Origin of the sequence: Pandoraea capi (assembly GCF_902459735.1) — a bacterium.
In the GTDB taxonomy this organism is placed as follows: domain Bacteria; phylum Pseudomonadota; class Gammaproteobacteria; order Burkholderiales; family Burkholderiaceae; genus Pandoraea; species Pandoraea capi.
Map to the genome: position 1 here is coordinate 570,302 of NZ_CABPRV010000002.1, position 26,201 is coordinate 596,502.

23 protein-coding genes and 1 pseudogene are annotated in these 26,201 nt (G+C 64.3%); 10 read left to right on the plus strand and 14 right to left on the minus strand.

What is annotated here, in order from left to right; translation table 11 throughout:
- Nucleotides 1-191 precede the first annotated feature (191 nt).
- Nucleotides 192-2,042, minus strand: coding sequence for a biosynthetic-type acetolactate synthase large subunit (ilvB, locus tag PCA20602_RS05935; protein WP_150720395.1), 1,851 nt, complete (start codon nt 2,040-2,042; stop codon nt 192-194).
- 173 nt (nt 2,043-2,215) lie between these two features.
- Here ilvB and PCA20602_RS05940 point away from each other — a divergent pair, with 173 nt between their 5' ends.
- The 3 genes from PCA20602_RS05940 to trhA all read left to right on the plus strand — a co-directional run bounded on the left by PCA20602_RS05940 (nt 2,216) and on the right by trhA (nt 4,180).
- Nucleotides 2,216-2,707, plus strand: coding sequence for an Lrp/AsnC family transcriptional regulator (locus tag PCA20602_RS05940; RefSeq protein WP_150720396.1), 492 nt, complete (start codon nt 2,216-2,218; stop codon nt 2,705-2,707).
- Nucleotides 2,708-2,898: 191 nt separating this feature from the next.
- Complete coding sequence (locus PCA20602_RS05945) at nt 2,899-3,453, plus strand: peroxiredoxin (RefSeq protein WP_150720397.1); 555 nt, start codon at nt 2,899-2,901, stop codon at nt 3,451-3,453.
- A 61-nt stretch (nt 3,454-3,514) separates the two neighbouring features.
- The gene (gene trhA, locus PCA20602_RS05950; RefSeq protein ID WP_150720398.1) at nt 3,515-4,180 is read left to right on the plus strand and encodes a PAQR family membrane homeostasis protein TrhA; all 666 of its coding nucleotides are present in this window, start codon (nt 3,515-3,517) and stop codon (nt 4,178-4,180) included.
- A 125-nt stretch (nt 4,181-4,305) separates the two neighbouring features.
- Here the strand turns inward: trhA and PCA20602_RS05955 are convergent, their stop codons facing one another.
- The gene (locus tag PCA20602_RS05955; protein ID WP_174980838.1) at nt 4,306-5,883 is read right to left on the minus strand and encodes an ATP-binding response regulator; all 1,578 of its coding nucleotides are present in this window, start codon (nt 5,881-5,883) and stop codon (nt 4,306-4,308) included.
- 389 nt (nt 5,884-6,272) lie between these two features.
- Here PCA20602_RS05955 and PCA20602_RS26175 point away from each other — a divergent pair, with 389 nt between their 5' ends.
- Nucleotides 6,273-7,916, plus strand: a complete 1,644-nt coding sequence (locus tag PCA20602_RS26175) for a methyl-accepting chemotaxis protein (protein WP_150720400.1) — start codon at nt 6,273-6,275, stop codon at nt 7,914-7,916.
- Between the two features lie 111 nt (nt 7,917-8,027).
- Here PCA20602_RS26175 and PCA20602_RS05965 read toward each other — a convergent pair whose 3' ends face one another.
- From PCA20602_RS05965 to PCA20602_RS26350, 3 genes and pseudogenes are all read right to left on the minus strand, one after another.
- A complete protein-coding gene (locus PCA20602_RS05965) occupies nt 8,028-8,312 on the minus strand; it encodes an acylphosphatase (protein WP_069343302.1) in 285 nt (94 codons plus the stop codon).
- A gap of 120 nt (nt 8,313-8,432) precedes the next feature.
- Entirely contained in the window at nt 8,433-8,984 is a 552-nt protein-coding gene (locus PCA20602_RS26345; protein ID WP_425495646.1) for a ferredoxin reductase domain-containing protein, read from the minus strand.
- A 465-nt stretch (nt 8,985-9,449) separates the two neighbouring features.
- Nucleotides 9,450-11,036 (minus strand): annotated as a pseudogene (locus PCA20602_RS26350) (PepSY-associated TM helix domain-containing protein); the annotation flags it as partial.
- Between the two features lie 393 nt (nt 11,037-11,429).
- Between PCA20602_RS26350 and otsB the strand changes: the two are divergent.
- The 3 genes from otsB (at nt 11,430) to PCA20602_RS05985 (ending at nt 14,603) form a co-directional block, all read left to right on the plus strand.
- The gene (gene otsB / locus PCA20602_RS05975) at nt 11,430-12,257 is read left to right on the plus strand and encodes a trehalose-phosphatase (RefSeq protein WP_246182051.1); all 828 of its coding nucleotides are present in this window, start codon (nt 11,430-11,432) and stop codon (nt 12,255-12,257) included.
- Nucleotides 12,254-13,672: an alpha,alpha-trehalose-phosphate synthase (UDP-forming) gene (gene otsA, locus PCA20602_RS05980; protein ID WP_150720403.1), complete on the plus strand. Its 1,419-nt coding sequence runs from the start codon at nt 12,254-12,256 to the stop codon at nt 13,670-13,672. Before otsB ends, otsA begins: the two co-directional genes overlap by 4 nt.
- Before the next feature lie 115 nt (nt 13,673-13,787).
- Nucleotides 13,788-14,603, plus strand: coding sequence for a crotonase/enoyl-CoA hydratase family protein (locus PCA20602_RS05985; protein ID WP_150720404.1), 816 nt, complete (start codon nt 13,788-13,790; stop codon nt 14,601-14,603).
- A 36-nt stretch (nt 14,604-14,639) separates the two neighbouring features.
- Here PCA20602_RS05985 and PCA20602_RS05990 read toward each other — a convergent pair whose 3' ends face one another.
- The 5 genes from PCA20602_RS05990 to mltG form a co-directional block, all read right to left on the minus strand.
- On the minus strand, nt 14,640-15,314 hold the full coding sequence (locus PCA20602_RS05990; protein ID WP_150720405.1) for an ankyrin repeat domain-containing protein: 675 nt from the start codon (nt 15,312-15,314) through the stop codon (nt 14,640-14,642).
- A 120-nt stretch (nt 15,315-15,434) separates the two neighbouring features.
- A complete protein-coding gene (locus tag PCA20602_RS05995; RefSeq protein ID WP_150720406.1) occupies nt 15,435-16,217 on the minus strand; it encodes a TatD family hydrolase in 783 nt (260 codons plus the stop codon).
- Between the two features lie 29 nt (nt 16,218-16,246).
- Nucleotides 16,247-17,287, minus strand: coding sequence for a DNA polymerase III subunit delta' (holB, locus tag PCA20602_RS06000; RefSeq protein ID WP_150720407.1), 1,041 nt, complete (start codon nt 17,285-17,287; stop codon nt 16,247-16,249).
- Between the two features lie 215 nt (nt 17,288-17,502).
- The gene (tmk, locus tag PCA20602_RS06005; protein ID WP_150720579.1) at nt 17,503-18,138 is read right to left on the minus strand and encodes a dTMP kinase; all 636 of its coding nucleotides are present in this window, start codon (nt 18,136-18,138) and stop codon (nt 17,503-17,505) included.
- 23 nt (nt 18,139-18,161) lie between these two features.
- A complete protein-coding gene (gene mltG, locus PCA20602_RS06010) occupies nt 18,162-19,157 on the minus strand; it encodes an endolytic transglycosylase MltG (RefSeq protein ID WP_150720408.1) in 996 nt (331 codons plus the stop codon).
- A gap of 186 nt (nt 19,158-19,343) precedes the next feature.
- Here mltG and ygfZ point away from each other — a divergent pair, with 186 nt between their 5' ends.
- From ygfZ to PCA20602_RS06025, 3 genes are read left to right on the plus strand one after another with little or no spacing between them, the layout of a single operon-like run.
- The gene (ygfZ, locus tag PCA20602_RS06015) at nt 19,344-20,480 is read left to right on the plus strand and encodes a CAF17-like 4Fe-4S cluster assembly/insertion protein YgfZ (RefSeq protein WP_150720409.1); all 1,137 of its coding nucleotides are present in this window, start codon (nt 19,344-19,346) and stop codon (nt 20,478-20,480) included.
- A 23-nt stretch (nt 20,481-20,503) separates the two neighbouring features.
- Complete coding sequence (locus PCA20602_RS06020; protein ID WP_150720410.1) at nt 20,504-20,827, plus strand: DUF4936 family protein; 324 nt, start codon at nt 20,504-20,506, stop codon at nt 20,825-20,827.
- Entirely contained in the window at nt 20,818-21,639 is an 822-nt protein-coding gene (locus PCA20602_RS06025; protein WP_150720411.1) for an NRDE family protein, read from the plus strand. The genes PCA20602_RS06020 and PCA20602_RS06025 overlap by 10 nt, the downstream gene beginning before the upstream one ends.
- A gap of 101 nt (nt 21,640-21,740) precedes the next feature.
- On the opposite strand, the gene PCA20602_RS06030 is transcribed toward PCA20602_RS06025, so the two are convergent.
- The 4 genes from PCA20602_RS06030 to PCA20602_RS06045 all read right to left on the minus strand — a co-directional run bounded on the left by PCA20602_RS06030 (nt 21,741) and on the right by PCA20602_RS06045 (nt 26,164).
- Nucleotides 21,741-22,736 (minus strand): NADP-dependent oxidoreductase, encoded by a 996-nt coding sequence (locus PCA20602_RS06030; protein WP_150720412.1) that lies wholly within the window; start codon nt 22,734-22,736, stop codon nt 21,741-21,743.
- A gap of 43 nt (nt 22,737-22,779) precedes the next feature.
- Nucleotides 22,780-23,220: a PaaI family thioesterase gene (locus PCA20602_RS06035; protein ID WP_150720413.1), complete on the minus strand. Its 441-nt coding sequence runs from the start codon at nt 23,218-23,220 to the stop codon at nt 22,780-22,782.
- Between the two features lie 196 nt (nt 23,221-23,416).
- Nucleotides 23,417-24,022 carry a bifunctional nicotinamidase/pyrazinamidase gene (gene pncA, locus PCA20602_RS06040; RefSeq protein ID WP_150720414.1) on the minus strand — a complete coding sequence of 202 codons (606 nt, stop codon included), beginning with the start codon at nt 24,020-24,022 and terminating at the stop codon, nt 23,417-23,419.
- Nucleotides 24,023-24,067: 45 nt separating this feature from the next.
- Nucleotides 24,068-26,164, minus strand: a complete 2,097-nt coding sequence (locus PCA20602_RS06045) for a 3-hydroxyacyl-CoA dehydrogenase NAD-binding domain-containing protein (RefSeq protein WP_150720415.1) — start codon at nt 26,162-26,164, stop codon at nt 24,068-24,070.
- Nucleotides 26,165-26,201 lie beyond the last annotated feature (37 nt).

A 26,201-nucleotide genomic window follows, 5' to 3' on the forward strand; every position in this document is an offset into this window, starting at 1 on the left:
AGCGGGTTAGCTCGTTGCGATCTCGCGACGTGAGGCCGGATTCTCACCGGATGGAAATGCCGGAAAATCGCCGTCAATCCCGCGCCGACAGGCTTTCGATTGCCGGGCGATAAGGCGTGAAGTCACCCCGAAAACCGAGGGAAGGGACGCACCCGCCCCCCCCACCTCACGCCTGACACCGGACGCGCAAATCAGAATGCGCCCGCTGCAATCGGCCCGGCCGTCTGCCCCGGCCCGAAAACCACATCACGGTAGGTCTTGCCTGCGGGGATCATCGGATAGACATCGTCTTCCCGGGCGACCAGCACGTCGAGCAGATACGGCTCGCTCGGGTCCTGAAGCATGCGCTCCAGTGCCGCCGGCAGTTCTTCCGCCCGCGTCACGCGCGCTCCGGCCACGCCGTATCCCGCAGCGATCGTGACGAAGTCCGGATACGGACGGCCGTCGTCCGCGCCATCCGGCACATTGGGGTCGACGAGCGACGAGGCCACACGGTTGCGCGAATAGATCATGTCCTGCCACTGACGCACCATCCCCAGCCACTGGTTGTTGATGACGAGCACCTTCACGCCCAGCCCGTAGCGACGGCAGGTCGAAAGTTCGTTGACGGACATGTTCAGGCTGCCATCGCCGTCGATATCGACGACGGGCACGTCCGGCAACGCCACCTTGGCGCCGATGGCGGCCGGCAGACCGAAGCCCATCGTGCCGAAACCAGCGCTCGACAGGAACGTGCGCGGCTCGCGCAGACGCAGATGCTGCATGGCCCACATCTGATGCTGTCCCACCCCTGTCGTCACAACGGCCTGCGGCGGGAGCAACGCTGCCAGCGCGGCGATCACGTCAACGCCGGTCAGCACGCTCTCGTCCGCACCGGCTGAATCCACCGAACCAACCGAGCTGGCCTGCGCCGCGCCTGGCGAGCGCAGCGGATGCGCCTCGCGGCGCTGACGCAGATACGCGTGCCATGCCGGCACGTCGCGACGCGTGGCATGCGCCAGCAGACCGGTGAAGGCGTCGCGCAGATCCGCGTGCACGCCGAGGGTCACCGGCTTGTTCTTGCCGATTTCGGCGGCATCCACATCGATATGAACGATCCTGGCGTGACGCGCAAACGACGCCGGGTCACCGATCACCCGATCGTCGAAACGCACGCCGAGCGCCAGCACCACGTCGGCTTCGTTGACGGCAACGTTCGCCGCGTAAGCTCCATGCATGCCCAGCGGACCGAGCAACAGCGGGTGATCGTCCGGCACCGCGCCCAGCCCCATCATCGTGAGCGCGACCGGACAGTCGAGCGCTTCGGCCAGCGCCACGAGTTGCGCGCCCGTGCCCGACGCGATCACCCCGCCGCCGGCGTAGATCACCGGCCGTTCGCTCTGTGAGAGCAACGCGGCAATGCGTTGCGCCGTCTCATCGCTCATGCCCGCCGGCACCGCCGGGGTGAAACGCTTGTCCGTCGGCTGGTCGGGGCGTGCCTGCTGAATATCCTTCGGGAAGTCGAGCAAGACCGGGCCCGGACGACCGGCCAAGGCGCAAGCCGCCGCTTCGCGCAGCGCCGCCGGAATATCGCGGGCCTCGCGCACCTGGCGCGCGAGCTTCGTGACCGGCTTCGTGATGGCCACGATGTCGACCTCCTGGAACGCATTCTTGCCCAGCCAATGCGTTGCCACGTTCCCGGTGATCGCGAGGATCGGCACGGAATCGCTGGCCGCATCGGCAATGCCCGTCACCAGATTCGTCGCGCCCGGGCCCGACGTCGCAAGGCAGACGCCGAGCTTGCCCGTGGCACGTGCATACCCCTGCGCCCCGAACACGGAACCCTGCTCATGCTCCGTGCGCACCAGTGTGATCGCCACGCGAGACAGCGCATCGAGCATCTCGAGGTTGGCGCCTCCCGGGTAGCAGAACACCGTATCGACGCCAATATCGACCAGCGTGCGCGCAATGAGGTCTGCGCCTTTGGCAGACAACGGGGCAACGGGCTGGGCGACGGCACCGGTCGCGGCTTCGGCAGTGGGAAGAGTCAAATCGAGTTTCATGGTGTCGTGTTTTTCCTGCGGAGTCGGTCGAACTTGAAGGGATGGTTCCGGCAAATACCATCGATAGGAAGAGAGTTTACGGGCATCAGCAGGTAAATGCTTCGCGTATCGTTGACAAAAACACGCTGATTTCACATGATTAATTCAAATTCAATCAATTCGAGGAATAAATCATGCAAATTGACGAATTCGATGAAAAAATCCTCGCACTCTTGCAGGAAGACGCCTCGCTGTCGGCCGCGCAGATCGGCGAGCGCATCGGCCTGTCGCAGTCGCAATGCTGGCGTCGCATCGACCGGCTCGATGCCGAGGGCGTGATTCAGCGACGGGTTGCGCTCATCGACCGCAAGAAAGTCGGGTTGAACGTCATGCTGTTTGCCCACGTAAAACTCGCGGGCCACAGCCGCAGCGCGCTGCCCGAATTCTCCAAGGCCATCCAGGAATTTCCAGAAGTGCTGGAGTGCCACGTGTTGATGGGCAACGTCGACTTTCTGCTGCGCATCGTGACGCGCGACGTCGAAGCTTACGAACGCTTCTTCTTCGAGCGGCTGTCCCAGTTGCCGATGGTGCAGGAGGTCAACTCGATGATCGCGCTCTCGCAGATCAAGTCCACGACGGTCCTGCCAATCAGTGGCGGTGGCAGCGGCGGGAGCGACGGATCATGACGCGACACTGACAGACGCCTGTCACGGAATCGACCGTAGACTGTCATCGTTCGCAGCACTACCACAGACACCAGCACACACGCGTGGACGCCACGCGACAGGACCGTTGCGACGTCGTCAAAGGTGACGGCGCACGTTGGACAGCGCCCTCGCAAGCCTCTATCCTTAAGCATCCACTTTGGGAGCCTTGCATGAAACGTTGGTTCGGAATGACTGCCGCAGCCGCCATCGTCGGCATCACGGCGTGGTGCATGATCCCCGCCCATGCGGCATTGCAGAACGGCGCAGCCGCGCCCGACTTCAAGGCACAAGCGTCGCTTGGCGGCCAGGTCTTCACCTTCTCGCTCGCCGACGCCCTCAAGAAGGGCCCGGTCGTGCTGTACTTCTACCCTGCCGCATTCACCGCGGGCTGCACGATCGAAGCCCACGACTTCGCGGAAGCCACGGACAAGTTCAAGGAAATGGGCGCGACGGTGATCGGTGTTTCGCACGACAACATCGATACGCTCAACAAGTTCTCGGTGTCCGAATGTCGCAGCAAGTTCGCCGTGGCGGCCGACACTGACCAAAAGATCATGAAGGCGTACGATGCCGTGCTGGCACTCAAGCCCGACATCGCCAATCGCATTTCCTACGTGATCGCGCCCGACGGCAAGGTGATCTACAGCTACATCAGCATGGATCCGGACAAGCATGTCGAGAACACCATGGCGGCCGTTCGCAAGTGGCACGAGACACATCACTGACGATTTCCTGTATTGCGCACTTCCCCTGCACCTCCCCCGCACTTCCCCCGATGAGGACGGCATGAGTACGGTACCCCCAGGCGCTCGGGCCATCGCCCGCGCGCAGACCCGCAGCGAGGAACTGGCCAACAGCGTCAGCCACGGCCTTGCCTGTCTGGCCGCGCTCGCCGCGATTCCGTTTCTCTTCACCACCGTTCGCCCGCCATTGCCCAGCACGGTTCAGCAAATCGGCATCGGGGTATTCGCCGTCACCATGGTCGTGGTCTATCTGGCGTCTGCGCTGTATCACGGACTGCCGGATGGGCGCGCGAAGCGCGTGTTCATGCGCGTCGACCATTGCGCCATCTTCCTGTTCATTGCCGGCACCTACACGCCCTTCACGGTCAAGATCCTCAACGATCCGTGGGGCTGGCCGCTGCTCACCGGCGTGTGGACGATGGCCATCGCCGGCCTGATCGCCAAGACGCTTGGTCTGCTCGACCGCCCGCTGGTCTCCACCCTGCTCTACATCGGCCTCGGCTGGGTCGCCGTGCTGGTTGCGGGTCCCGTGCTGGCAGCCATTCCGGGACCGGGCGCCGGGTGGCTTTATGCCGGCGGCGCCGCCTATACCATCGGCGCGATCTTCTACTCGCTCGACGGCCACATCAAGTTCGGCCACCTCGTCTGGCACCTGTTCGCCATCGGGGGGACCGTCTGCCACTATCTCGCCGTCTGGCGCTACATCTGAGCGCCGAGGTTGCGCCGTGGCCGGCCCTTTTGGCACCGCCACGACATACCCGCAAGGCGCGCCCTCCCCGCAAGGCGCACTCTCATTCCGCCCGGTTTGACGCTGCGATTGCCCGCCTTCACAGGTCATAGATCATCCCCTGTCACATCGCGTCGCGTCGCCAATCGGTCGGCGAGGCGATCGCATCGCGCCGTCAGTTCCGGGTCGCCGAACATGCGACACGCCCCTCGCATTCGATGCAGCAGCGCATGTGCCGCATCGATGTCCTCTGCCCGCCGCCGCACCATCAAACGTCGGAACCGTGCCAGATCCTTGGCCATTTCGTCGCGCATGATCCGCCGCGCATACGGATCGTTTCGCAAGGGCGCAAGACGTGGCGACGGTGGCCTGCCCGGCGTCTCCGACCCTCCCGGCACTTCTGCCGCTTGCCCGTGCGTGCCAAACGGCTCGCCCAGCGCAGGCCATCGCACGGCCAGTGTCCGGGACAACCGCTCACGCGAGACCGGCTTCGTCAGCACCTCGTCGATACCTGCCTCTCGCGCCGCCCGCGCCCCGACCACCGATCCGGTCACTGCGTACACCACCGGCTTGCGACGCCCGAGCACCGGGGCGAGCGCGTGCAACGTCCGCGCCAGCGCCAACCCGCTCACCCCGTCCAGGTGTACGTCGGTCAGCACGACATCGACGTCGAGCGCGATCCATTGCAGCAACGCATCGGTCAGGTCTCCGGCGCCAGCCACGTGGCAGCCCAACGAAGTGAGTTGCTCACCGAGAATCCTGCGATTCATCACGTGATCGTCCACGACCAGCGCTTGCAGCCCCTCGCGTAAGGCAACCTGTGCCACGGGCATTGCAGGCATCCCGGACATCTCGGACATCTCGGGTCTCTCGGCAAGCCCCGCTGCCGTCCCGGTGCCGGATGCCGTACCGCCCGATCCTCCGACCGACGGCGTCGTCCCGGCGATGTGCCCGGGCAAGCGTAACGGCACGGAAAGACGGAATCGCGCGCCGCTCGACGACGACTCCGCACTGAGCGAGCCCGCCAGACGCTGCGCCCATTGTCGTGCGATCCAGAGACCCAGCCCCGTGCCCTGCACCGAAGGATCCGCTCGCGCGAAGGCCGCGAACACCGCGTTCTCCATACCTACGGGAATTCCCGGGCCAGTATCCGAGACGTGGATCGTCAGCCATCCCGAAAACGGTGCCAGTTCAACACCAGGCTCACCTCGCGATTGCGCCTCCCATGCCACCCGGACCACCACCCCGCCACACATCGTGTATTTCAACGCATTGTCGAGCAACGTCCGCAGAATCTGGCGCAACCGCGTCGCGTCTCCCCAAAGGAAAACGGGGACGTCGTGCGCGATCTCACAGGTCAGATCGAGCCCTTTGGCATTGGCTTTCCCAAAGAACGCATCGACCTCGGTATCCAGACACGAGCGGACCTCGAACCTCGCCTCTCGCAACGGTAGCTGTGCCATCTCCCCCCGGCCGAGTTCGAGCACGTCGTCCACCGCCCCCGCCAGCGCATCGAGCATGCTCCGCATGCTGCCCAACCGCTTGCGAGGCGCGCGCGCATGCTCGGGTGCACGGCTACGTGCATCGCCGAGCCCATCGTCCATGAGACCCGCGTCGTCCCATAGCGCATCGAGATGTCCCTGCAACACCTGCAGCGGTGCGCGCAATTCGTGCACCAGTGCCATGCGGAACGTATCCGCATTGCCATTCCTTACATCGTCTTTCGACGAACCGTCATCACTTAGTGCGTAGCACCCCGCGTCGGAGCTTGCGTGTCTGAACTTGAATTTGTCGAGATTCATCGCGTCATTGACGCCTCATCACGATTCGCGCGTTTCGGCGTACTGAAGAAACTGAAGAGTCATCAAGTCTGGCCGTTTGCGCGACGCTTGCGACTGCGCAAATTCCGAACTTTTTTCGCCGCGGCCGCACTTTCGGAATCGCCCGAGCCCGAATGTCTCAAGTTCTGGTTCCCATGTGCCGATAATCCCTATGCCCCGTCTTGCACTCTCCGATGGACGGGGAGGCCGTGCATTCTCCTGGCACGGCCTGGGCATTCAATCCATCGATCCATATGTATAAGAACATTACGATTCGGGCCAGTCTGACGCTGGTTCTAGGTTTGCTTGGTGCACTTCTCGTTCTCGTCAGCGTGCTGGGCCTGCAGGCACTGGGCTCCAGCAACGAATCCCTGAGCAAAATGGCCACGGAAGACACCCCCGCGCTGGCCGAACTCAAAGGGACCGGCGAGCAGATTCTTCGTACGCGCCTGTCGATGGCGACTTATGCGTCGTACGTCAGCCTCGGGGCAAATCCCGAGGAATCGGAAAAAGTCCTCAAGCGGGGGACGCAATACATCGCCACATCCGACGCCCTCTGGAACGATTATCTGAAACGTCCCAAAGAAGATGCGCACGAAGCGGAGTTGGCGAAATCGGCCGACGAAAAGCGCCGTGCCTTTTTCGATAAGGTGGTCACGCCCGCGCTCAACGCCCTGAAGCAGGGAGACGTTGCCGGCTTCCACCAGATTCAGGCACGCGTCGCGCCGGCGGCCTATAACGGCGTCGAGTCGCTCATGCGCGAATTGCAGGACATTCAGGTCGCGCGTCAAAAGGCACGCTACGAAGCCGCGCAGGCCCGTTACAACGTCATGCGTATCGCCATGGGCGCCACCCTTGCGGTTGCGCTGTTGCTGGCACTGTGGGGCCGCGCCATGCTCGCTCGCGCCGTGCTGCGCCCGATTCGCGAAGTCATCGCGTATTTCGAGCGCATGGCTGCCGGCGATCTGAGCCAGCGCATCGAACAGCGCACCCGCAACGAGATGGGCCAGTTGTTCGGCGCACTCGGCCGCATGCGCGACGGCCTCGCCACCACGGTCGGCACCGTGCGCGAGAGCACCGAAGCCATTCACGGCAGCGCTCGCGAAATCGCCGATGGCAATGCCGATCTGTCGCGTCGCACCGAATCACAGGCGTCGTCGCTGGAAGAAACGGCCGCGAGCATGGAAGAGCTGACCGCCGTCGTCAAACAGAACGCCGAGAACGCCCGCGCCGCGAGCCAGTTGGCGGTGACGGCGTCGGAAACCGCTTCACGCGGTGGCGACGTGGTTCAGGAAGTCGTGACGACGATGCGCGACATCGCCGAAGCCTCGCAAAAGGTCAGCGACATCCTCACGGTGATCGATGGCATCGCCTTCCAGACGAACATCCTGGCGCTGAACGCCGCCGTGGAAGCCGCGCGTGCCGGCGAGCAGGGCCGCGGCTTCGCCGTGGTCGCAGGAGAAGTGCGTACGTTGGCGCAACGCAGCGCGTCGGCCGCCAAGGAAATCAAGGGATTGATCGAAGCGTCGAGCAACCGTGTGGAGGCCGGCACCCGTCTGGTCGAGCGCGCCGGTGCGACGATGTCGGAGGTCGTGCAGTCCGTCAAGCGGGTGACCGACATCATGGGCGAGATTTCGGCCGCCAGCGTCGAGCAGTCGAGCGGTATCGAACAGGTCAACATGGCGGTCACGCAGATGGACGAGATGACGCAGCAGAACGCGGCACTCGTCGAAGAAGCCTCGGCCGCCGCGGCAGCCCTCGAGACGCAGGCCGCCCGTCTGCGCGAATCCGTGGCACTGTTCCGCCTTTCGGCGCACGAAGCCGCACATATGCCGGTGATCGGCGCCGCCGATCCGACCTTGAGCACTGCCCCCGGCTCGCTGGCACTCGCCGCCTGACGCTCAGCTTCATGGCGAACCCGGAGGACAGTGACGGAGCGCCCTCCCCCTGCTGCCGCCTGCGCCCTCTGGCGTACGGCAGCAGGCATCCGGCGCCGTCCTTCAGTCGTTTCAGATACTGGCGCGCTGCTCGAACCCCGTGAGCGGCGACTCCGCCACCCATGCCTTGTCGACGTCGCAAGACGACACCTGCGCCCCTCGCGGCCCCTGCCGCATCCACTCGCACAGCGCCAGCAACTGCGCCGCCTCGCCTTGCGCAATGGCTTCCACCGTGCCGTCACGGCGATTGCGAACCCATCCGGCCAGCCCGAGCCTGCGCGCCTCGACCACGCATGCCGCGCGGTAACCCACGCCTTGCACCAGTCCATGCGCCACGATTTGCCACGTTGCGGTCATTGCCCCTCCTGCATGCCTGCGGGATAACGAAAAATCACGGGAAATCACGAGAAAAGGGCCCGATGATCATCGAGCCCTTCATTCACGCTTCACTTACGTTAGCACACCATCGATGCCCGTCTAATAGATGTCGCGACGGTAGCGGCCTTGCGCCGAGAGATCGAGGAGCGTGTCGGCGCCGATCGCATCTGCGAGCGCGGCATCGACGGCCGGTGCCATGCCTGCGAGGCTGCCGCAGACGTAAATGGATGCACCATCGGCCACCCACTGCGCAATCGCTTGCGCTGACTCGCGCACGTGATCCTGAACGTAGACCCGCTCGGCCTGATCGCGCGAATAGATACGGTCCAGCCGTGCAATGCCGCCCTGCGCTTCCCACGCGCGCAACGTCTCGTCGTGAAAGGCGTCATGACTGGCCTGACGTTCGCCGAAGATCAACCAGTTGCGGACATGTCCCTGCGCAATCCGTGCGCAAAGATGGGCGCGTAACCCTGCCAGCCCCGTCCCGTTGCCGATCAGAATCATGCCGCTGGCGTCTGACGGCCCGTGGAAGCCGGGGTTCGGACGCACACGCATCGTCACGCCTTCGCCCAGCGCCGCCCCGTGAGTCAGCCAGCCGGAACCGAGGCCCAGCGTGCCGTCGGCATTACGCGTCTGACGTACGAGCAGCATCAACTTACCCTCTGCCGGCGTCGACGCAATGGAGTACTCCCGCTCGGGCAACGGCGCCAGACGCGACAGCCAGTCCTGTAAATCGACGCCCGCCGGCGGGGCGGTCTCGGGCAGCACGCGCTCCCGAAGGGCCTCGCCCAGCAACGCCTCACGTCCGGCCACGCTCACGCGCACATCAGGCGCCCAGACGCTGCCGGCCAGGAAGGTGTCGATATGCTCGGCCGTATGTCGCGGCAACACTTCGACGAGATCACCCGCCACCCACTTGGCCCCCTGCGGCGGCGTGAAGGCCAGATGGTAGGCCGGCAAGCCCGTGCTGCCGGGGTTGAGTTCTTCTCGTTCGGCCAACGTCCATGACTGGAAACGCGAACCGTCGTCGGTCTTCAACGCCACCAGCGGACGCCCAAGCCACTCGCCCAACCGTTCCTGCCAGTTGGCCCACGCGCCGGGATCGCCGCGATCGACCTCGATCGGCTCGAACGCCGCCACACCGCCCTGCGCACGCAACCAGCCGTCGAGCTTGCGCCCGAACCCGCAGAATGTGTCGTAATGGCTGTCGCCCAGCGAGAGCATCGCGAAACGCAGCGTCGGCAGCGCCATCGCCTGATTCATCAATTGTTGCGAGAAGCGACGCGCGCTGTCGGGCGGTTCGCCGTCACCGAACGTGCTGACGATGAACAAGGCCCGCCTGGCCGCCCCAAGCTGCGCCTGACCGATGCGCGCCAGCGGCTGAATCTGCGCCGGAACGCCTGCACCTTGCAGCATGCCGGCCGTCTGCCAGGCCAGCCCTTCGGCCACACCGCTCTGGCTGGCGTAACCGATCAACACGCCGTCTTCCGCGAAGGCGCCGGAAGGTGCGCCGTTCGGCGCCTTCGGAGCGTCTGTGACCTGTGCCGGGCGCGCGGCTGCCAAAGCCCGCTTCTTCTTGCGACGATCGAGATACAACATCCAGCCCGTGACGAAGAACACCGGCATCATCAGGCTCGACAGCATCATGACGATGATGCCCGGCGTGCCGAAGAAACTGCCACGATGCAGCGCGTAGATGCTCGTCATCAACTGGCCGCCGGTCGTCTTCTGCGCGTAACGCTCTTCGTGACGAATCTCACCCGAGGCCGGTTCGATGTCCATCCGGCTAAAGGCGCGCTCATGCGGCACGGACGAATCGAGCCACGTCATTTGCAGCGGACCGCCGGGCTTCTGCGACGGACGCAGGTAGACCTTCGTGTAGTCCGGCACGCGTGTGGTGAAGCTGCTCCACACGGCGCCCATCTCGTCGGAAGACGTCGACGCCAGATCGGGCAGCGCCTTTTTCGCCTCGCCCTTCTTGGCCATCTTCGGCTTTTCGGGGGCGCGGTTACGCACCGGCTGGGCAACGCCCGCCATCGAGAACAGCATGCCGCGCCACCAGTCGTACGACCAGTAAAGCCCCGTCGTCGCGCTCAGCAGATAAGGCACGAGCACCACGGTGCCGATGACCGCGTGCAGATTCCAGAGGAACGGGCGGCCGCGCTTCTTGAAATCGATGTGAAACCACGCGCGCCAGTTGCCGATGCGACGCGGCCAGCGCAGGTACAAACCGCTCAGCGCCAGCAGGAACAGCAGCAGCGTGGCCGCGCCAGTGATCTGTTTGCCGATGCCATCCACCGTCAGGAAGCGGTGAATGTCCATGATGAAACGGAACACGACGTCCGCCTGCGAACGGCCGAGCATCTGGCCGGTGTAGGGATCGACGAAGTACGTCTCGCCGCGCGTGCCGTCACCGATCGACAGGCGCACGCCGACGGCATCTTCGGGCGCTCGCATCACCGTGATGAGCAGAATGCGGCGATCCGGCACCGCGTCGTGCACGCGTGCAACCAGCTCAGGAATGGGAAGACGACTCGAAGTGCCTGCGTCGGGCACGGCCACCGTCATGACACCCGGGCTGAACGCGCGGGTGAGTTCTTCGTAATACGACAGCAGCGCGCCGGTCAGGCCGACCACTGCCAGCACCAGCCCGGCGGTAATGCCGAAGAACCAGTGCAACTGAAACCACAGTCTTTTCATCATTGTTGTCGTCCGACGCACGTCCGTACGCCGGAGATGGCGCGTGCGTGGCAGGTGTGCCGTGCCACACGTCCCCGATGGACCACTATGCGGCAATTAGCGAATGTTATTGCAAACGATTCTCATATTCAATAGTGACTTACCTTTCTACGGCTTGTCAGACTCGTCTGACAGGAATTTCATACCTAAGACGACGCCCTGTCGCTTTTTGAACGGTTAGGATGGGTTCATCTGCGCGGATGTCCGCGCTCCCGCCCATCAAACCGCCGCACGCCACGCCTCGTCTGCCCACTCCCTAGCCCATTTTCTGGACCTGGAACGACCTGTCGACCTGCGGCACGACAGCGACGGAGTGCCATGCAACCCCTAGCGTCTTCCCCTCCTGCCTTGCCAACGATGACGCCATCGGCATCATCGGTCACCACGACGCCTGCCGACACCTGCGTCGTCGACATTACCAAGGTGGCATTCTTTTTCGATCTGGACGGTACGCTGGCGCCGCTCGCGCCACGCCCCGACGCCGTCAAGCTGCCGCGCGACACCGCGCGCGTCCTCGCCAGTCTGTTCGAGCGCACGCATGGCGCCGTCGCCGTGGTCTCGGGGAGGGCCATCGACGATATCGACGGCCTGCTCGCCCCACTGCGCCTGCCCACCGCAGGACTGCACGGCGCCGAGCTCCGCCACGCGCACGGCCTGTTGCTTCGCGCCGAGGGCCATGCCGCCGACACCGAGCGCATCGCCGCGATGGCCGCGCCGCTGCACGCCCTCGTCGCACAACACCCGGGCCTGCTGCTCGAGAACAAGGGCAGCGCGCTGGCACTGCACTATCGCGGTGCGCCGGAACTGGCGGGCGTCGCGCGCGACACCATGCGCGCACTGGCCGAGCTGCACGCCGAGGACTTCTCGCTCCAACCGGGAAAACTGGTCTTCGAACTGCGTCCACGCCATGTCAGCAAAGGGCGCGCCATCACGACGCTTTTGCAGGAAGCCCCGTTCGCCGGACGCACGCCGCTCTTTGCCGGCGACGACCTCACGGACGAGGCCGGATTCGCCGACGTGAATGCCCTGGGCGGCATCACGATCAAGATCGGGGACGGGGAGACATGCGCCCATCATCGTCTGCCAACGCCGGAGGCACTTACCGCCTGGCTGCTGACGCTGCATCGGCCGTCCTCGCCCGCACCACCGTCCCCACCCCAATCCTCACAGGAGACAGACGTATGAGTCGCTTAGTCATCGTGTCGAACCGAGTTGCCCCCATGACGGAGGGCAAACCGACGGCCGGCGGTCTGGCCATCGGCGTGTTCGACGCGCTCAAGGACACCGGAGGCATGTGGTTCGGCTGGAACGGCGAGATCGATGCGGCACCGGCCAGCGCGCCGGAGATCACGCACCGCAACAACGTGACCTTCGCCACCGTCCCACTCACGCGCCGCGACTACAACACGTACTATCGCGGCTTCTCCAACGCGACCCTGTGGCCGACCTTTCACTATCGCGACGACCTCACGCGTTACCAGCGCGACGACTACAACGGGTATCGTCACGTCAACGCCCGCTTTGCCGCCCTGCTCGCGCCGCTGCTCGAACGCGACGACCTCATCTGGGTACACGACTATCATCTGCTGCCGTTCGCACAGGCGTGCCGTCAGATCGGCGTGCAGCAGCGACTCGGCTTCTTTCTTCACATCCCGTTCCCGTCACCGCAGGTGCTCATGACGGTGCCACCGCACGAAGCCCTCGTACGGGCCATGTGCGAATACGATCTCGTCGGCTTCCAGACCGAAACCGACCGAACGGCCTTCACCGACTACCTGCTGCGACACGCCGGCGCGAAGATGAACGCCGACGGCTCGATCACCGCCTACGAACGCACCCTGCGCACGGGCGTCTACCCCATCGGCGTCTATCCGGACGAAATTCAGAAGCAGGCCACCGCCCGCGCGACCGTCAAGCACATCCTCGATCTCAAGCAGGGTTTGCAGGAACGCAAACTGATCATGAGCGTGGATCGTCTCGACTATTCGAAGGGGATGCTTGAGCGTTTTCGTGCGTTCGAGCGACTGCTGGAACTCTGGCCGAACCAGCAAGGCACGGTCAGTTTCGTGCAGGTCGCGCCGCCGAGCCGGTCGGATGTCGCCGGTTACGGCGAGATCCGACGCCAGTTGGAGACCGAGGCCGGGCACATCAACGGACGCTTCTCCGATCTCGCGTGGACGCCGCTGCGCTACATCAACAAGCGCTACGATCACGAAGTGCTGATGTCGTTCTTCCGCGCCTCGCAAGTGGGGTACGTCACACCGCTGCGCGACGGCATGAACCTTGTCGCGAAGGAATATGTCGCGTCGCAGGATCCGGCCGACCCCGGTGTGCTGGTGCTCTCCTGTTTCGCAGGGGCCGCACAGGAGCTGGACGGCGCGCTGATCGTTAATCCTTATGACATCGACGGAATGGCGGAAGCGTTACGCTCTGCACTGAACATGTCGCTGTCCGAGCGCCAGTCGCGCCACGAGAGCATGATGATGGCATTGCGCAAGCACGATCTATCGACGTGGCGCGACCGATTCATTACCGATCTGCGCGCGCCGGCAGTCGCGACGCCGGCGCTACTGCGTTGCGCCCAACCCGCCGCCGCCTGACGGCCCGGCCGACGACGTAATCGTCTGACGCCGGCCTGTCCCGTGGCGGACCCTTGTTGGTTTTTTATCGCCCCAGGGGCAGAAAGGCGGCGGCAGAAGCCCTCGGGAGACTGCCATGAGCCGACGTTTTTCTTCCACTTCCGCAACCGCCCCGTGCGTCGAAGTCGAGACCCACGGGCCGGTCACCCTCATCACGCTGGCACGACCCGCGCGACGCAACGCGGTCGACCGGGAAATGGCGGCCGCGTTGCGCGACGCCCTACTCGCCTTCGAACAGGACGAAAGCGCCTGCGTCGCCGTGCTGTGCGGTAACGGCGCCTCGTTCTGCTCGGGCGCGGACCTCTCTGCCTTCGACGATCCGGAACGTCGCAACGAGGTCACCCCGGACGGCAGCGGCGACGGCCCGATGGGGCTGACCCGGCGTCACCTGGACAAGCCCGTCATCGCCGCCGTCAGCGGTCACGCGGTCGCCGGTGGACTGGAACTCGCCCTCTGGTGCGACCTGCGTGTCGCGGACGACTCCGCAACGTTCGGCGTCTTCTGCCGTCGTTTCGGCGTGCCGCTCATCGACGGCGGCACCGTCCGTCTGCCTCGCCTGATAGGAATGAGCCGAGCACTCGACATGATTCTGACGGGACGGGCTGTCGGCGCGCAGGAAGCCTACGAAATCGGGCTGGTGAACCGGCTGGTACCGGAGGGGATGGCGCGTCAGGGCGCCCTCGCGCTCGCCCAGCAACTCGCGGAACTGCCGCAAGGCGCGCTACGTGCCGACCGCCGGGCGGCCTATGCACAATGGGATCTGTCGCTGGAGGCCGCGTTGCAGCAAGAAGGCGCTGCCGGGCATGCGGTGGTGTTCTCGGAGGGTATTGCCGGCGCCCGGGCATTTCTCGCCGGAGACGGCCGTCACGGCGCGCCGCGCGACACCCCGTAACCGGAGGCGTCGCGGCGGCGAGACATCAGATTGCCGTTAGTTTGCGGGGGCGGGCAACGGGGGCAATTGCGCGAGGCGCTTGCTCAGGCCGTCGGCAATTTCCTTCTGGTTCGCCTGCTTGGCGAAATCGACCGCCGTCATCTTGAGCTGGTTCTTCAGACGGACGTCCGCGCCGCCATCGAGCAACACCTTGCACGTGGTGATGTGACCGCCGCGTGCGGCCATCATCAGCGGCGTGGTGCCATTGGGCGACTCGGCATCGACATAGGCCGAGGCGTCGAGCAGCATTTGCACGATGTCGTCATGACCATTGGTCGCAGCGTAATGCAGCGGCGTCCAACCCTTCTTGTTGACCTCGGCATCCTTGTCGATCAACAGCTTCACCATCGGGGTGAGACCTTGCAAGGACGCGAGCATCATCGCGTTCTCGCCAGCACGATTGGTCGCTTCCAGGTCCGTGCGCTTGTCTTCGATAAGCAGTTTCGCCACACCCACCGACTTTTCGCGCATCGCAATGACGAGCAACGGGTCGCCCTTCTCGTCCCGCGCATTCGGATCGACACCGGACTTGAGTGCCTGTGCGACGGCCTTCGTATCGTCGAATACAACGGCCTTCACCAGCGCCGTGTTGGACGTCGCCGCCGTGGCACATGCCGTCAACCACAGCACGCTCAACAACGTGAACACTCGGAACATCAAAAATTTACGCATCGGGGGCTCCTGTCGGTAGTCCGGAAACTCGGCGAAACATGTTGGGCGAAACACGGAACGAAGCGGCGAGCGACGCAGTGGATCACAGGCGTCGATTCGAATGCTGTCGCCGAGACAAGTTCAATGCTTCGCGGTCGCGAACAGGCGGAAGAAATTCTCCGTCGTCGCGTCGGCAATCTTGTGCAACGGCTCGCCGCGCAGGTCGGCGATGAATTCCGCCACGTGACGCACATACCCCGGCTGATTGAGCTTGCCGCGATACGGCACTGGCGCGAGGTAAGGTGAATCCGTCTCGATCAACATACGTTCAAGCGGTACGCGCCGCGCCACGTCCTGCAAGTCGCGTGCGCTCTTGAACGTCACGATGCCCGAAAACGAGATGTAGAAGTTCTGGTCGAGCGCGCCTTTGGCCACGTCCCAGCTTTCCGTGAAGCAGTGCATCACACCGGCCGGTTCGCCAGCTTCCTCTTCACGCATGAGACGCAGCGTGTCGTCTGCCGCCGAACGCGTGTGAATGATCAGCGGCTTTCCCGTGACGCGGGCGGCGCGAATGTGCGTGCGAAAGCGCTCGCGCTGCCACTCCATGTCCTCGATGCTGCGACCTTCGAGCCGGTAGTAATCGAGTCCGGTCTCACCGATGGCAACGACCTTGGGCGTCGCAGCAAGACGAACGAGATCGTCGACGCTGGGCTCAGGAGTGTCCTCATAGTCGGGATGCACGCCCACGGACGCGTAGACATTCTCGTGCTGCGCGGCAATCTCCAGCACTTGCGGCAGCGTGGGCAGATCGACGGAGACACACAGCGCATGGCTGACCTTGTTCTCGCGCATGCGCGCGAGCAGGTCCGGCATCTGCTCGGCCAGTTCCGGGAAATTGATATGACAGTGCGAATCGATGAACATGATGGGCGATCGGTTGCCGGTGTCCTGCATCAAAGCGATGCCTGACCACCGAACAACTGTTTGTATTGCAGGAATAGCGCTTCGAGCAGAACCCGCGTGTTGAGCGGATGGTTCTGCACCTGACGCTGTTGTGCGAGCTCGCGCAGGAAACCGAGCAGCCGCACGTCGTCGGTCGCATCGCCGCAACGGCGCAGCGCCTGCGACTGTCCCGGGAAAAACCGGACCGTGCCGGCCATGCGCTCGGCCAGCACGTCGAAGCACCAGCGTTGCAGCGTTTCGAGAATGCCCGGCAGGCTGCCTTTGTGCAGTTGTTCGGCACAGGCAAACGCGTCGACCGCGCCGCCTTGCGCCAATTGCCCCAGCAACCAGTCGCGCCAGCCCCGCTCCTCCGGCTCGGCGAGCGAGCGCGCCGCAAGCGGTGCGCCCCCCGCTTCGGCGAGCACTGCGGCGGCGGTCGCGGCATCGAGACCGGCTTCGCCCATGAGCCACTGCGTCGCCTGCGCCTCGTCGGGACGCGTAAGCACCAGACGGCGACAGCGCGACAGAATCGTCGGCAGCAACCGGTCCGGCTGTGTCGTCACCAGCAGGAAGACGACGCCTGCCGGCGGTTCTTCAAGCGTCTTGAGCAACGCGTTCGCCGCGTGCACGTTGAGCGATTCGGCCGGATACAGCAGCACGACGCGACGCCCCTGACGGTGCGAACCGAGGCTTGCGAAGTCGATCACCTCGCGCACCTGCTCGATCTTGATTTCCTTGCTCGGGGTCTTCGTCTTCTTTTCACCATCGGCCTCTGCGCGCGCTTCGGCGCCGGGTAACGTCTCGGCCAGCGCTTCCGGGCAGATCACGCGGAAGTCCGGGTGGTTGCCACTGGCGAACCACTGACATGCACCGCAGGTGCCGCAGGGAAAATGATCGGCGCGCGGCGCTTCGCACAGCAGACCCTGTGCGAACGTCCGGGCGAGCGCGACTTCGCCGATGCCCGGCACGGCTTGCAGCAGCAGCGCGTGCGGCATCTGAGCGCGCAGGTCGTTGAGGCGTGTCCAGTCCTGTGACTGCCACGGATACAGCATTTGGGCTCCTTGGCCGGATATTCCAGTAATGACAGACAATTCGTTACGTCAGGTCAGGCGCGTGAAATCTCGATGCTCACCGGAGATACCGTCCGACCGACGCCGTAACCGGATTATGCGCGTGTTATCGCGCCTCGGGCGATTCGTCCCCCGGCTACCTTGCTGCTTTGAACGCTCGGCCTATTCACGCCGACGCCGACGCCGACGCCGGCCCCTTAATGACCCGGCACGCCCAACCGGGCGAACAAGTCGGCGAGTTGCCCCGCAATCGCGTTGATGCTTTGCGCGGCGTCGATCAGCACCATGCGGCCGCCCGACGCCTCGGCGCGGCGCAGATATTCCTCGCGAACCCGCGTGAAAAACGCGGCCGATTCGCGCTCGAACTTGTCGGGTGCGCGAGCGCCGGCGAGTCGTGCGGCGGCAATCGCCGGGTCGAGATCGAACAGAATCGTCAGGTCGGGCTGACGCGAGCCCTGCACCCAGCGCTCGAGAATCGACAGTTTCTCGCGGGACAGGCCACGCCCGCCGCCCTGATAGGCGAACGTCGCATCGGTGAAGCGGTCGGAGACGACCCAGTCACCGCGCGCCAGCGCCGGCTCGATGACCTTGACCAGATGCTCCCGGCGACCGGCGAACATCAGCAGCGCTTCGGTTTCGAGATCCATCGGCTCGTCGAGCACAAGCTTGCGCAACGCTTCGCCCAGCGGCGTGCCGCCCGGCTCGCGCGTGGCGACGACGTCACGCCCGACGGCAGCCAGTCCCTGACGCAGTGCATCGACGAAGGCGTTGACGTGCGTGCTCTTGCCCGCACCGTCGATACCCTCGAACGTCACGAACTTGCCCGGCACCACGGTTGGCGCGTCGGGGGAATGCGTCATTGTTCACCTCGCTGATATTTGTCCACGGCGCGATTGTGCTCCTGAAGATTGGTCGAGAAATGGCTGGTGCCATCGCCACGCGCCACGAAATAGAGGGCATCGGTCGGCGCGGGATTGAGCGCCGCGGCGAGCGACGCCACACCGGGCAGCGCAATCGGCGTTGGCGGCAACCCCGCCCGCGTGTACGTGTTGTAGGGTGTATCTGTCTGCAAGTCACGCTTGCGCAGACGCCCTGTGTACAGATCGCCCATCCCGTAGATCACCGTCGGGTCCGTCTGCAACAGCATGCGCTTGCGCAGCCGATTGACGAACACCGCCGCAACCTGCCCTCGCTCCACGGCCTGCCCCGTCTCCTTCTCGACGAGAGACGCCATGATAAGCGCCTCATACGGCGTGGTGTACGGCAATCCCGGTGCGCGCGCCGCCCAGGCTTCGTCCAGACGCTTCTGCATCAGGCGATAGGCACGCTTATAGATATCGATATCGCTCGTACCTTTCGGAAAAAGGTAGGTATCGGGGAAGAACATGCCCTCGGCCTCGGCGCGATCTGCGCCCACGAGTTGCATCAGATCGGCGTCGGGCAGCCCGGCCGTGTCATGACGCAGCGCCGGATTCGTATCGATCTCGGCGCGCATCTTCTTGAAGGTCCAGCCCTCGATGATGGTCACCACGTACTGGTTGACGTCGCCACGCGCGAGCTTGTCCATCACTTCCATGGGGGTGATGCCAGTCGCGAACTCGTAGTTGCCCGACTTGAGTCGGGTCCCGACGTCCATCACGCGAGCGAGCAGGTTGAACAGCAGCGGATGCACGGGCACACCGCCGGTGCGCAACTGCGTGGCCACACTGCGCACCGAACTGTAGGGTTTGATTGTGACGTCGAGCGTCGGCTTGCCCAATTGCAGCGGTGCCTGTGCCCAATAGTAAAAAGCGCCGCCCGCCGCCAATGCGACGACAATCAACAGAACAAACAGGCGTTTGATGAAAGACATGAATTGCAGGATAAGTCGCCTGAGGGCGGCAGCGGGTTCGGGGGACTCGTCGGCCGGACGAATGTGACGACGACAGGTTCGAGAGGCGCATTTTGCACGTCGAACCGGGCTCGCACGTCCTGGCGGAAGACCCAATATAATACTTTGACTTGCCGAACCCTCACAGATTGACAGGCACTTTCGTTTATGACCTCCCAATGGCGTGACCTTCTGCCGCAAGCGGCAGCCGCTTCTCCTTCCGATATCTCGCCCGCCGAGCGCGCCAGACAGTTCGACGCCCTGCGCTCGGGCAGCTTCGTAGCGCTGGCGAGCGATACCGGCCTGATCGCCGTGAACGGCGCCGATGCGGCGTCGTTCCTGCATGGTCAGTTGACCAACGATGTCGAGCGACTCTCACCCGTTCAAGCCCGTCTGGCGGGCTATTGCTCCGCCAAGGGCCGCCTGCTTGCCACCTTCCTGATGTGGCGCGACACGTCGCCCGACGCGACGATCTATCTCGCGGGCGATGCCGCTGTGCAGGCTGCCGTGCAGAAGCGCCTGTCGATGTTCGTACTTCGCGCGAAGGCCAAACTGACCGACGGCACCGCCACGCACGTGTTGCTGCAAGTCGGCGGCCCGGCCGCGGAAGCCGTGCTCACCCGGACCTTCCCCGCGCTGCCCGCTGCCGGGCTGGCCGCCGTGCATGCCACGATGGGCGATGCACCCGCCAACGCCACCAGCCTGATCCGTCTGCCAGAAGCCGGTACCGCGCGTTCGCTCTCGCGCTTCCTCTGGAGCGTGCCGGTCGCACAAGCGCTGGACGCCTGGCATTCGCTGGTGCAAGCCGATGGCGTGGTTGCCGTCGATCCGACGCTCGCCGCGTGGCTCGACGTGCATAGCGGCGTGGCGCGCGTCACGACCGCGACGCAAGAACAGTTCGTGCCGCAGATGATCAACTGGGAAGTCGTGGGTGGCGTGAACTTCCGCAAGGGCTGCTATCCGGGGCAGGAAGTCGTCGCCCGCAGCCAGTATCGCGGCACGATCAAACGCCGGTTGCATCTGGCACATGTCGATGGCACGCAAGCCAGTCAACCCATCCAACCATCACCCGGCCAGGAACTTGTCGAATCGAGCGATCCGGACCAGCCGTGCGGCATGGTCGTGCAGGCAGCGCCCGCGCCGAACGGTGGCTACGACGTGCTCGTCGAGTTGAAGCTCACCGCGCGCGAAGCCGACGACGTGCGCCTCGGCGCGGCTGATGGCCCGGCGCTCGCGTTTGCCGAGTTGCCTTACGAGATCATCGATCCGACGGAGATGCCCGCGTCGTCGGCGGCAGCGTCCTGATTCAGCCGCGCCCGCGACTGCCGATGGACTCGATGGACTGCTACGTCTACTACCGCGTATCGACCACGCACGCTGACGCCGCCCGGCAGGCCGTCGCGCGACTCTTCGCGCTGACGGCCACGCAGTTCGGCGTGAGCGGACGACTACAATCGCGTGCCGATGCCTCGCCGAACGACGCCGCCCAACACGTGTCGACCTGGATGGAGCGCTACGACAACGTCGACGCCGCCTTTATCGCGGCGTTGCCGCAAATGGTGATGGCGTGCGGACTCGCGGCATATCTCGAAGGCGAGCGGCACGTCGAGTGTTTCGTCGACATGCCGACGCCCCCTCCCCCATGTGCCTGATCGTCTTCTCCTGGCAGCCTGACGCTGCCACGCCGCTGGTCCTTCTCGCCAATCGCGACGAATTCTTCGAGCGCCCCGCCGAACCCATGCACTGGTGGTCGGATCGCCCCGACGTGCTGGCGGGACGCGATTTACGAGGTGGCGGAACGTGGATGGGCGTCAATCGCGCCGGACGCTTCGCAGCGCTCACCAACTTTCGCGACGGCCGTGCGCCGATGACGCCGAAAGATACGCCCTCGCGCGGCCTGCTGGTATCGGCGATGCTCGACGCCACCTCGTTCGACGACGATTTGCTGCGCATCGAGAAGCATGCGCACGAATACGCCGGCTTCAATCTCCTTGCTGGCGATTTGCCCGCGGGCAAGCTGTACTGGCTAGGGAATCGGGATGTGAGCGGTAACGATGGCGCGACATCGGCCCCGGTTGCGCATCCGATCACACCGGGCTTGCACGGGCTGTCGAATGCACTGCTGGATACGCCCTGGCCCAAGCTCGTTAGCCGTCGGGATGCGCTCCGTCAGGCGATTGAGAACGCGGCTGATGATCTGACGCTTCTTGAGGTCATGCGCGATGCGTCCGAAGCCGCTGACGAAGCGCTGCCGGAAACCGGCGTCGCACGCGAGTGGGAGAAGCGGCTCTCCGCAGCCTTCATTGCATCTCCTGCCTATGGGACGCGTTGCACCACGCTGCTGCGCTATCACCGCGACGGCATGATCGACGTGACGGAATCGACCGTATCGCCGGAGCAGCCTTCGCACGAATTGCGCGATCTGCGCCACTTCCGCTTCGCTATCGGCCATCCGACGATCTGACGGCGCACGCTGACGCAGCCCTATCGCAACCTCACCGCTGCCGGATGGCACGTCCCGGCGATCCGGGACGTCCACCAGCACGACTACGACAATCGCCGTACCTACACCAACCGCACGACCTGCTTGCCGAAGTTCTCTCCCTTGAGCAGGCCGAGGAATGCGGACGGCGCACTTTCGATGCCCTGAGTCATCGTCTCGCGATAGCGCAACTCGCCGGCTGCGATGGCATCGGTCAGCTCCTTCAGCGCTTGCGGCCAGACGTCCATATGCTCGGTCACGATGAACCCTTCGAGCTTCACCCGCTGGGTGAGGAAGAGCGACGGGTATTTCAACGGAATCGGTTCGCCGTTATAGCCCGCGATCATGCCGCATAGCGCCACACGGGAATGAGCGTTCAGGTTGCGCATCACCGCATCGAACACTTCGCCGCCCACATTCTCGAAGTAACCGTCGATGCCATCCGGCGCCGCACTGCGCAACGCCTCATACACGTTGCCCGCCTTGTAGTCGACACACGCATCGAAGCCCAGCGTCTCGACGACGTACGTGCATTTCTGTTCGCCGCCAGCGATACCCACGACACGGCAGCCGGCACGCTTTGCGAGTTGGCCGACCACACTGCCCACGGCCCCCGACGCAGCACTGACCGCAATCGTCGCTCCCGCCTTGGGGCCGATGATCCGGTTCAGGCCGTACCACGCCGTGACGCCCGGCATGCCCGCCGCGCCAAGATACGCGCTCATGGGCACGCGCGCATCGTGAAGACGGCGCAGGTTGCTGCCATCCGAAATTCCGTACTCCTGCCAGCCGAACATCGCCGTCACGGCGTCGCCCGGCTGCCAGTCGGGGTGACGCGACTCGATCACCTCACCGACGGTGGCGCCGATCATCACCGTGTCCAGCGGCTGGGGCGGTGCATACGACTTCGTATCGTTCATGCGCCCGCGCATGTAGGGGTCGAGCGACAAGTAGAAATTCCGAACCAGCACCTGCCCCTCGCCAAGCTCCGGCAGCTCGGGGGCAGCCAGATGGAAGTTGTCGAGCGTCGCCTCGCCTTTCGGGCGAGAGACCAGCAAAATCTGGCGATTGATCGTCATAAAGCTTCCTCCGTAGGAATCGCGTTTGCGGGACGCCGGGACCTCAGTCCCCGCTCGGCTCACCGGGACGTCGTTGCTCGCGCACTTCGCGTCCGACGGCAAGACGACGCAGATACTTGAACGTCCCCATCGCCTTGGCGACGAGCTTGCCGTTGGCGTCGCGCACCTCGCCCTCGCAATAAGCCATCGTCGTCGAACGGTGCAGCAGGCGTCCGAACGCCTGCATCTCGCCCGACCCGGGTTGCATGAAACTCGTCTTCATCTCGATCGTGACCACGCCGGTGCCTTCAGGGGCAACGCTACGGCTGGCCGTACTCATTGCCATGTCGAGCAGCGCCATCGTGACGCCACCGTGCATGACCTCCCAGCTATTGAGATGCCTGGCCGAGAGTGCCAGCCGCAATGTCGACTCGCCGTCTTCTGCACGCAGCAACTCGATACCCAGATGATCGGTAAATCCCGAGCGAATGGAGAGCGTACTCATCGGGAACTCCGGCCACCTGGGCCAAAACGGTAAAACGTGTCCATCGTCATATCTTTAACTGTCGGCACACCGCCCAATGCGCTGCGCCCTTTTCCATCGGTAATTGAATCGACGACTTGAATCCGGGATGCCATCGACTGACTCGCGTAAAGATTCGCGCAATAAATCACGCGACCTGTCACGCACGCATCACACACTAAACACGCGAGACACCTGCCGCCGCTAGCGACGCCCATGCCTTCGCCAGCGAGCCGTCAAGGTCGATGGCACGGCAAGCGTGTTCGATGACACTCGCGTCGAAACCCGCCGCTTTCGCATCGAGCGCACTCCACGCGACGCAGAAATCCGTCGCAAGACCCACGCAGTGCACACGCCGCACGCCCTTGTCGCGAAGATAGCCGGCGAGTCCCGTCGGCGTCTTGCGGTCAGCCTCGAGAAACGCCGAATAACTGTCGACGCCGACCTGATAGCCCTTGCGCACGACCGCCTGTGCGTGTGGGATGTGCAAACCCGCGTGCAGTGCCGCACCGTGGGTATCCTGGACACAATGCGCCGGCCACAACACCTGCTCGCCATAGGGCAGCGCAACGGTCTCAAATGGCTGACGTCCCGGATGATTGCCAGCGAATGACACGTGAGCCGCCGGATGCCAGTCCTGCGTCACTACCACATGAGCGAACTGGCTCGCTAACGCATTGATCGCCGGCACCACTTCGTCGCCGTGTGGTACGGCAAGCGCGCCACCGGGCATAAAGTCGTTCTGCACGTCGATCACGAGCAGCACGTCATCCATCGGTTTCATGTCCTTCCCTCTTCCTTCATCGTCCCGGCCATGTGGCGTGTCACATCAGCCGTTAAAGCGCTTGCCGGCCTGCGCCAGTTCGACAAGTCGGGCCGCCGGCGTCCAATCTTCGCCATGGGCTTCTTTCTCGAACGCCTGCACGCGCGCCAGCACCTTTTCGAGACCGACCATATCCGCATAGAGCATCGGGCCGCCGCGCCACAGCGGGAAGCCATAGCCGTTCAGATACACCATGTCGATGTCCGACGCGCGAGCAGCAGTCCCATCGGCGAGCACCCTGGCGCCTTCGTTGACCAGTGCATAAACCAGTCGGTCGACGATTTCTTCGTCGGAAAACACCTGCGGCACGATGCCGTTCCCTTTCCGGTACTCGTCGATCATCTGGGCGACCTTGGCCGACTCCCTCGGCGTGCGGTCACCCTCGGCATAGTCGTACCAGCCGGCATGCGTCTTCTGTCCGAAACGCCCCGCCTCGCACAGCACGTCAGCAATCTTGGGATACACAATGCCGGGGTGTTCCGCATGACGGCGCTTGCGAATCGCCCAACTGACATCGTTGCCCGCCAGGTCGCTGGTGCGGAACGGACCCATCGCGAAACCGAAACGCTCGATAGCGGCATCCACTTGCGCTGGCGTCGCCCCCTGCTCCACCATCCATTGCGACTGCTTGAAGTACGGTTCGAGCATGCGGTTGCCGATGAAACCGTCGCACACACGCGCCACCACGGCGAGCTTGCCGATGCGTTTCGCGAGCTTCATCACCGTTGCCAGCACGTCCTTGCCGGTATGCGCGCCGCGCACGACTTCCAGCAGACGCATCACGTTTGCCGGGCTGAAGAAGTGCATGCCGATGACATCCTGCGCGCGCGACGTCGTTTCGGCCAGTGCATCGAGATTCAGTGTCGACGTATTCGACGCCAGAATGGCGCCGTCCTTGGCCACCTTGTCCAGTTCACGGAACACGACCTGCTTGACGCTCATGTCTTCAAACACCGCTTCGACGATGAGGTCGGCTTCCGCTGCCGCTTCGAAATCCGTGCTGCCATGAATGCGCGCGAGACGTTTTTCGGCATCCTCAGCCGACAACTTGCCCCGGGTAACAGCGCGACCGTAATTGCCACGCATGGCCTCGACACCGCGTGTGAGGGCCGCTTCGGTCGTGTCGATCAGCGTGACGGGGATACCGGCATTGGCAAACGTCATGGCAATTCCGCTGCCCATCGTTCCGGCCCCGATCACCGCCACGCGCTCAATATTGCGCACCGGCGTATCGTCCGGTACATCGGCGATCTTGGCGGCGGCACGCTCACCCAGAAACGCGTGACGCAGGGCCTTCGATTCCGGCGAGCTGACCAACGCCACGAAGCACTCGCGTTCGAATTTCACGCCCTCGTCGAACGGACGTTGCAGCGCGGCTTCGACGGCCGCCACGCACTTGTGCGGCGCGGGAAAATGCGGCTGTTCGCGCTGAACTTTCTCGCGTGCTGCGTCGATAGCCAATTGCGCGGAGCCGTCGGCGTCACCAATGGCAACGTCGCGCAATCGCGGCAATGCCTCGCCCTTCGCCGCGACTTCGCTGGCAAAGGCGATGGCGCCGTTCAACAGATCGTCGTGGCTGCCTTCGAACATCTTGGCGAACAGCGTGCCGACCAGCGTTTCGGACTTCACGACGCGCCCTGACACCACCATGTCGAGCGCCCGCACGACACCGATCGCGCGCGGCAGGCGTTGTGTGCCGCCGGCGCCGGGCAACAGGCCCAGCTTCACTTCGGGCAACGCGATCTGGGCGCCGGGCAATCCCACCCGGTAGTGACAGGCCAGTGCCAGTTCCAGTCCACCGCCCATGGCGACGGCATGCACCGCTGCCACGACAGGCTTGGTGCAGGCGTCGAGCGCGTTGATCACGTCAACAAGCAACGGGCTTTGCGTTGCCTTCGGCGTATTGAATTCACGGATGTCGGCTCCGCCGGAGAATGCCTTGCCCCCACCGATCAGCACCACGGCACGGACTTGCGAATCCGCCTGCGCCTGCGTCAACCCTTGAGCAATACCTGCGCGCGTGGCGTGCCCCAAGCCATTGACCGGGGGATTCTCCAGTGTGATGACGGCCACGCCGTCACGAACTTCATAAGCCGTGCTCATCCTTGTCTCTTTCCTTATATTGTTGACGTCATCGGGG

Excerpts from the sequence above, each read along its gene's own strand:
- ilvB (WP_150720395.1), bottom strand. The coding sequence starts at position 2,042 with ATGAAACTCGATTTGACTCTTCCCACTGCCGAAGCCGCGACCGGTGCC.
- PCA20602_RS05940 (WP_150720396.1), top strand. The coding sequence starts at position 2,216 with ATGCAAATTGACGAATTCGATGAAAAAATCCTCGCACTCTTGCAGGAA.
- PCA20602_RS05945 (WP_150720397.1), top strand. The coding sequence starts at position 2,899 with ATGAAACGTTGGTTCGGAATGACTGCCGCAGCCGCCATCGTCGGCATC.
- trhA (WP_150720398.1), top strand. The coding sequence starts at position 3,515 with ATGAGTACGGTACCCCCAGGCGCTCGGGCCATCGCCCGCGCGCAGACC.
- PCA20602_RS05955 (WP_174980838.1), bottom strand. The coding sequence starts at position 5,883 with ATGGCACTGGTGCACGAATTGCGCGCACCGCTGCAGGTGTTGCAGGGA.
- PCA20602_RS26175 (WP_150720400.1), top strand. The coding sequence starts at position 6,273 with ATGTATAAGAACATTACGATTCGGGCCAGTCTGACGCTGGTTCTAGGT.
- PCA20602_RS05965 (WP_069343302.1), bottom strand. The coding sequence starts at position 8,312 with ATGACCGCAACGTGGCAAATCGTGGCGCATGGACTGGTGCAAGGCGTG.
- PCA20602_RS26345 (WP_425495646.1), bottom strand. The coding sequence starts at position 8,984 with ATGCTGCTCGTACGTCAGACGCGTAATGCCGACGGCACGCTGGGCCTC.
- otsB (WP_246182051.1), top strand. The coding sequence starts at position 11,430 with ATGACGCCATCGGCATCATCGGTCACCACGACGCCTGCCGACACCTGC.
- otsA (WP_150720403.1), top strand. The coding sequence starts at position 12,254 with ATGAGTCGCTTAGTCATCGTGTCGAACCGAGTTGCCCCCATGACGGAG.
- PCA20602_RS05985 (WP_150720404.1), top strand. The coding sequence starts at position 13,788 with ATGAGCCGACGTTTTTCTTCCACTTCCGCAACCGCCCCGTGCGTCGAA.
- PCA20602_RS05990 (WP_150720405.1), bottom strand. The coding sequence starts at position 15,314 with ATGCGTAAATTTTTGATGTTCCGAGTGTTCACGTTGTTGAGCGTGCTG.
- PCA20602_RS05995 (WP_150720406.1), bottom strand. The coding sequence starts at position 16,217 with ATGTTCATCGATTCGCACTGTCATATCAATTTCCCGGAACTGGCCGAG.
- holB (WP_150720407.1), bottom strand. The coding sequence starts at position 17,287 with ATGCTGTATCCGTGGCAGTCACAGGACTGGACACGCCTCAACGACCTG.
- mltG (WP_150720408.1), bottom strand. The coding sequence starts at position 19,157 with ATGTCTTTCATCAAACGCCTGTTTGTTCTGTTGATTGTCGTCGCATTG.
- ygfZ (WP_150720409.1), top strand. The coding sequence starts at position 19,344 with ATGACCTCCCAATGGCGTGACCTTCTGCCGCAAGCGGCAGCCGCTTCT.
- PCA20602_RS06020 (WP_150720410.1), top strand. The coding sequence starts at position 20,504 with ATGGACTCGATGGACTGCTACGTCTACTACCGCGTATCGACCACGCAC.
- PCA20602_RS06025 (WP_150720411.1), top strand. The coding sequence starts at position 20,818 with ATGTGCCTGATCGTCTTCTCCTGGCAGCCTGACGCTGCCACGCCGCTG.
- PCA20602_RS06030 (WP_150720412.1), bottom strand. The coding sequence starts at position 22,736 with ATGACGATCAATCGCCAGATTTTGCTGGTCTCTCGCCCGAAAGGCGAG.
- PCA20602_RS06035 (WP_150720413.1), bottom strand. The coding sequence starts at position 23,220 with ATGAGTACGCTCTCCATTCGCTCGGGATTTACCGATCATCTGGGTATC.
- pncA (WP_150720414.1), bottom strand. The coding sequence starts at position 24,022 with ATGAAACCGATGGATGACGTGCTGCTCGTGATCGACGTGCAGAACGAC.
- PCA20602_RS06045 (WP_150720415.1), bottom strand. The coding sequence starts at position 26,164 with ATGAGCACGGCTTATGAAGTTCGTGACGGCGTGGCCGTCATCACACTG.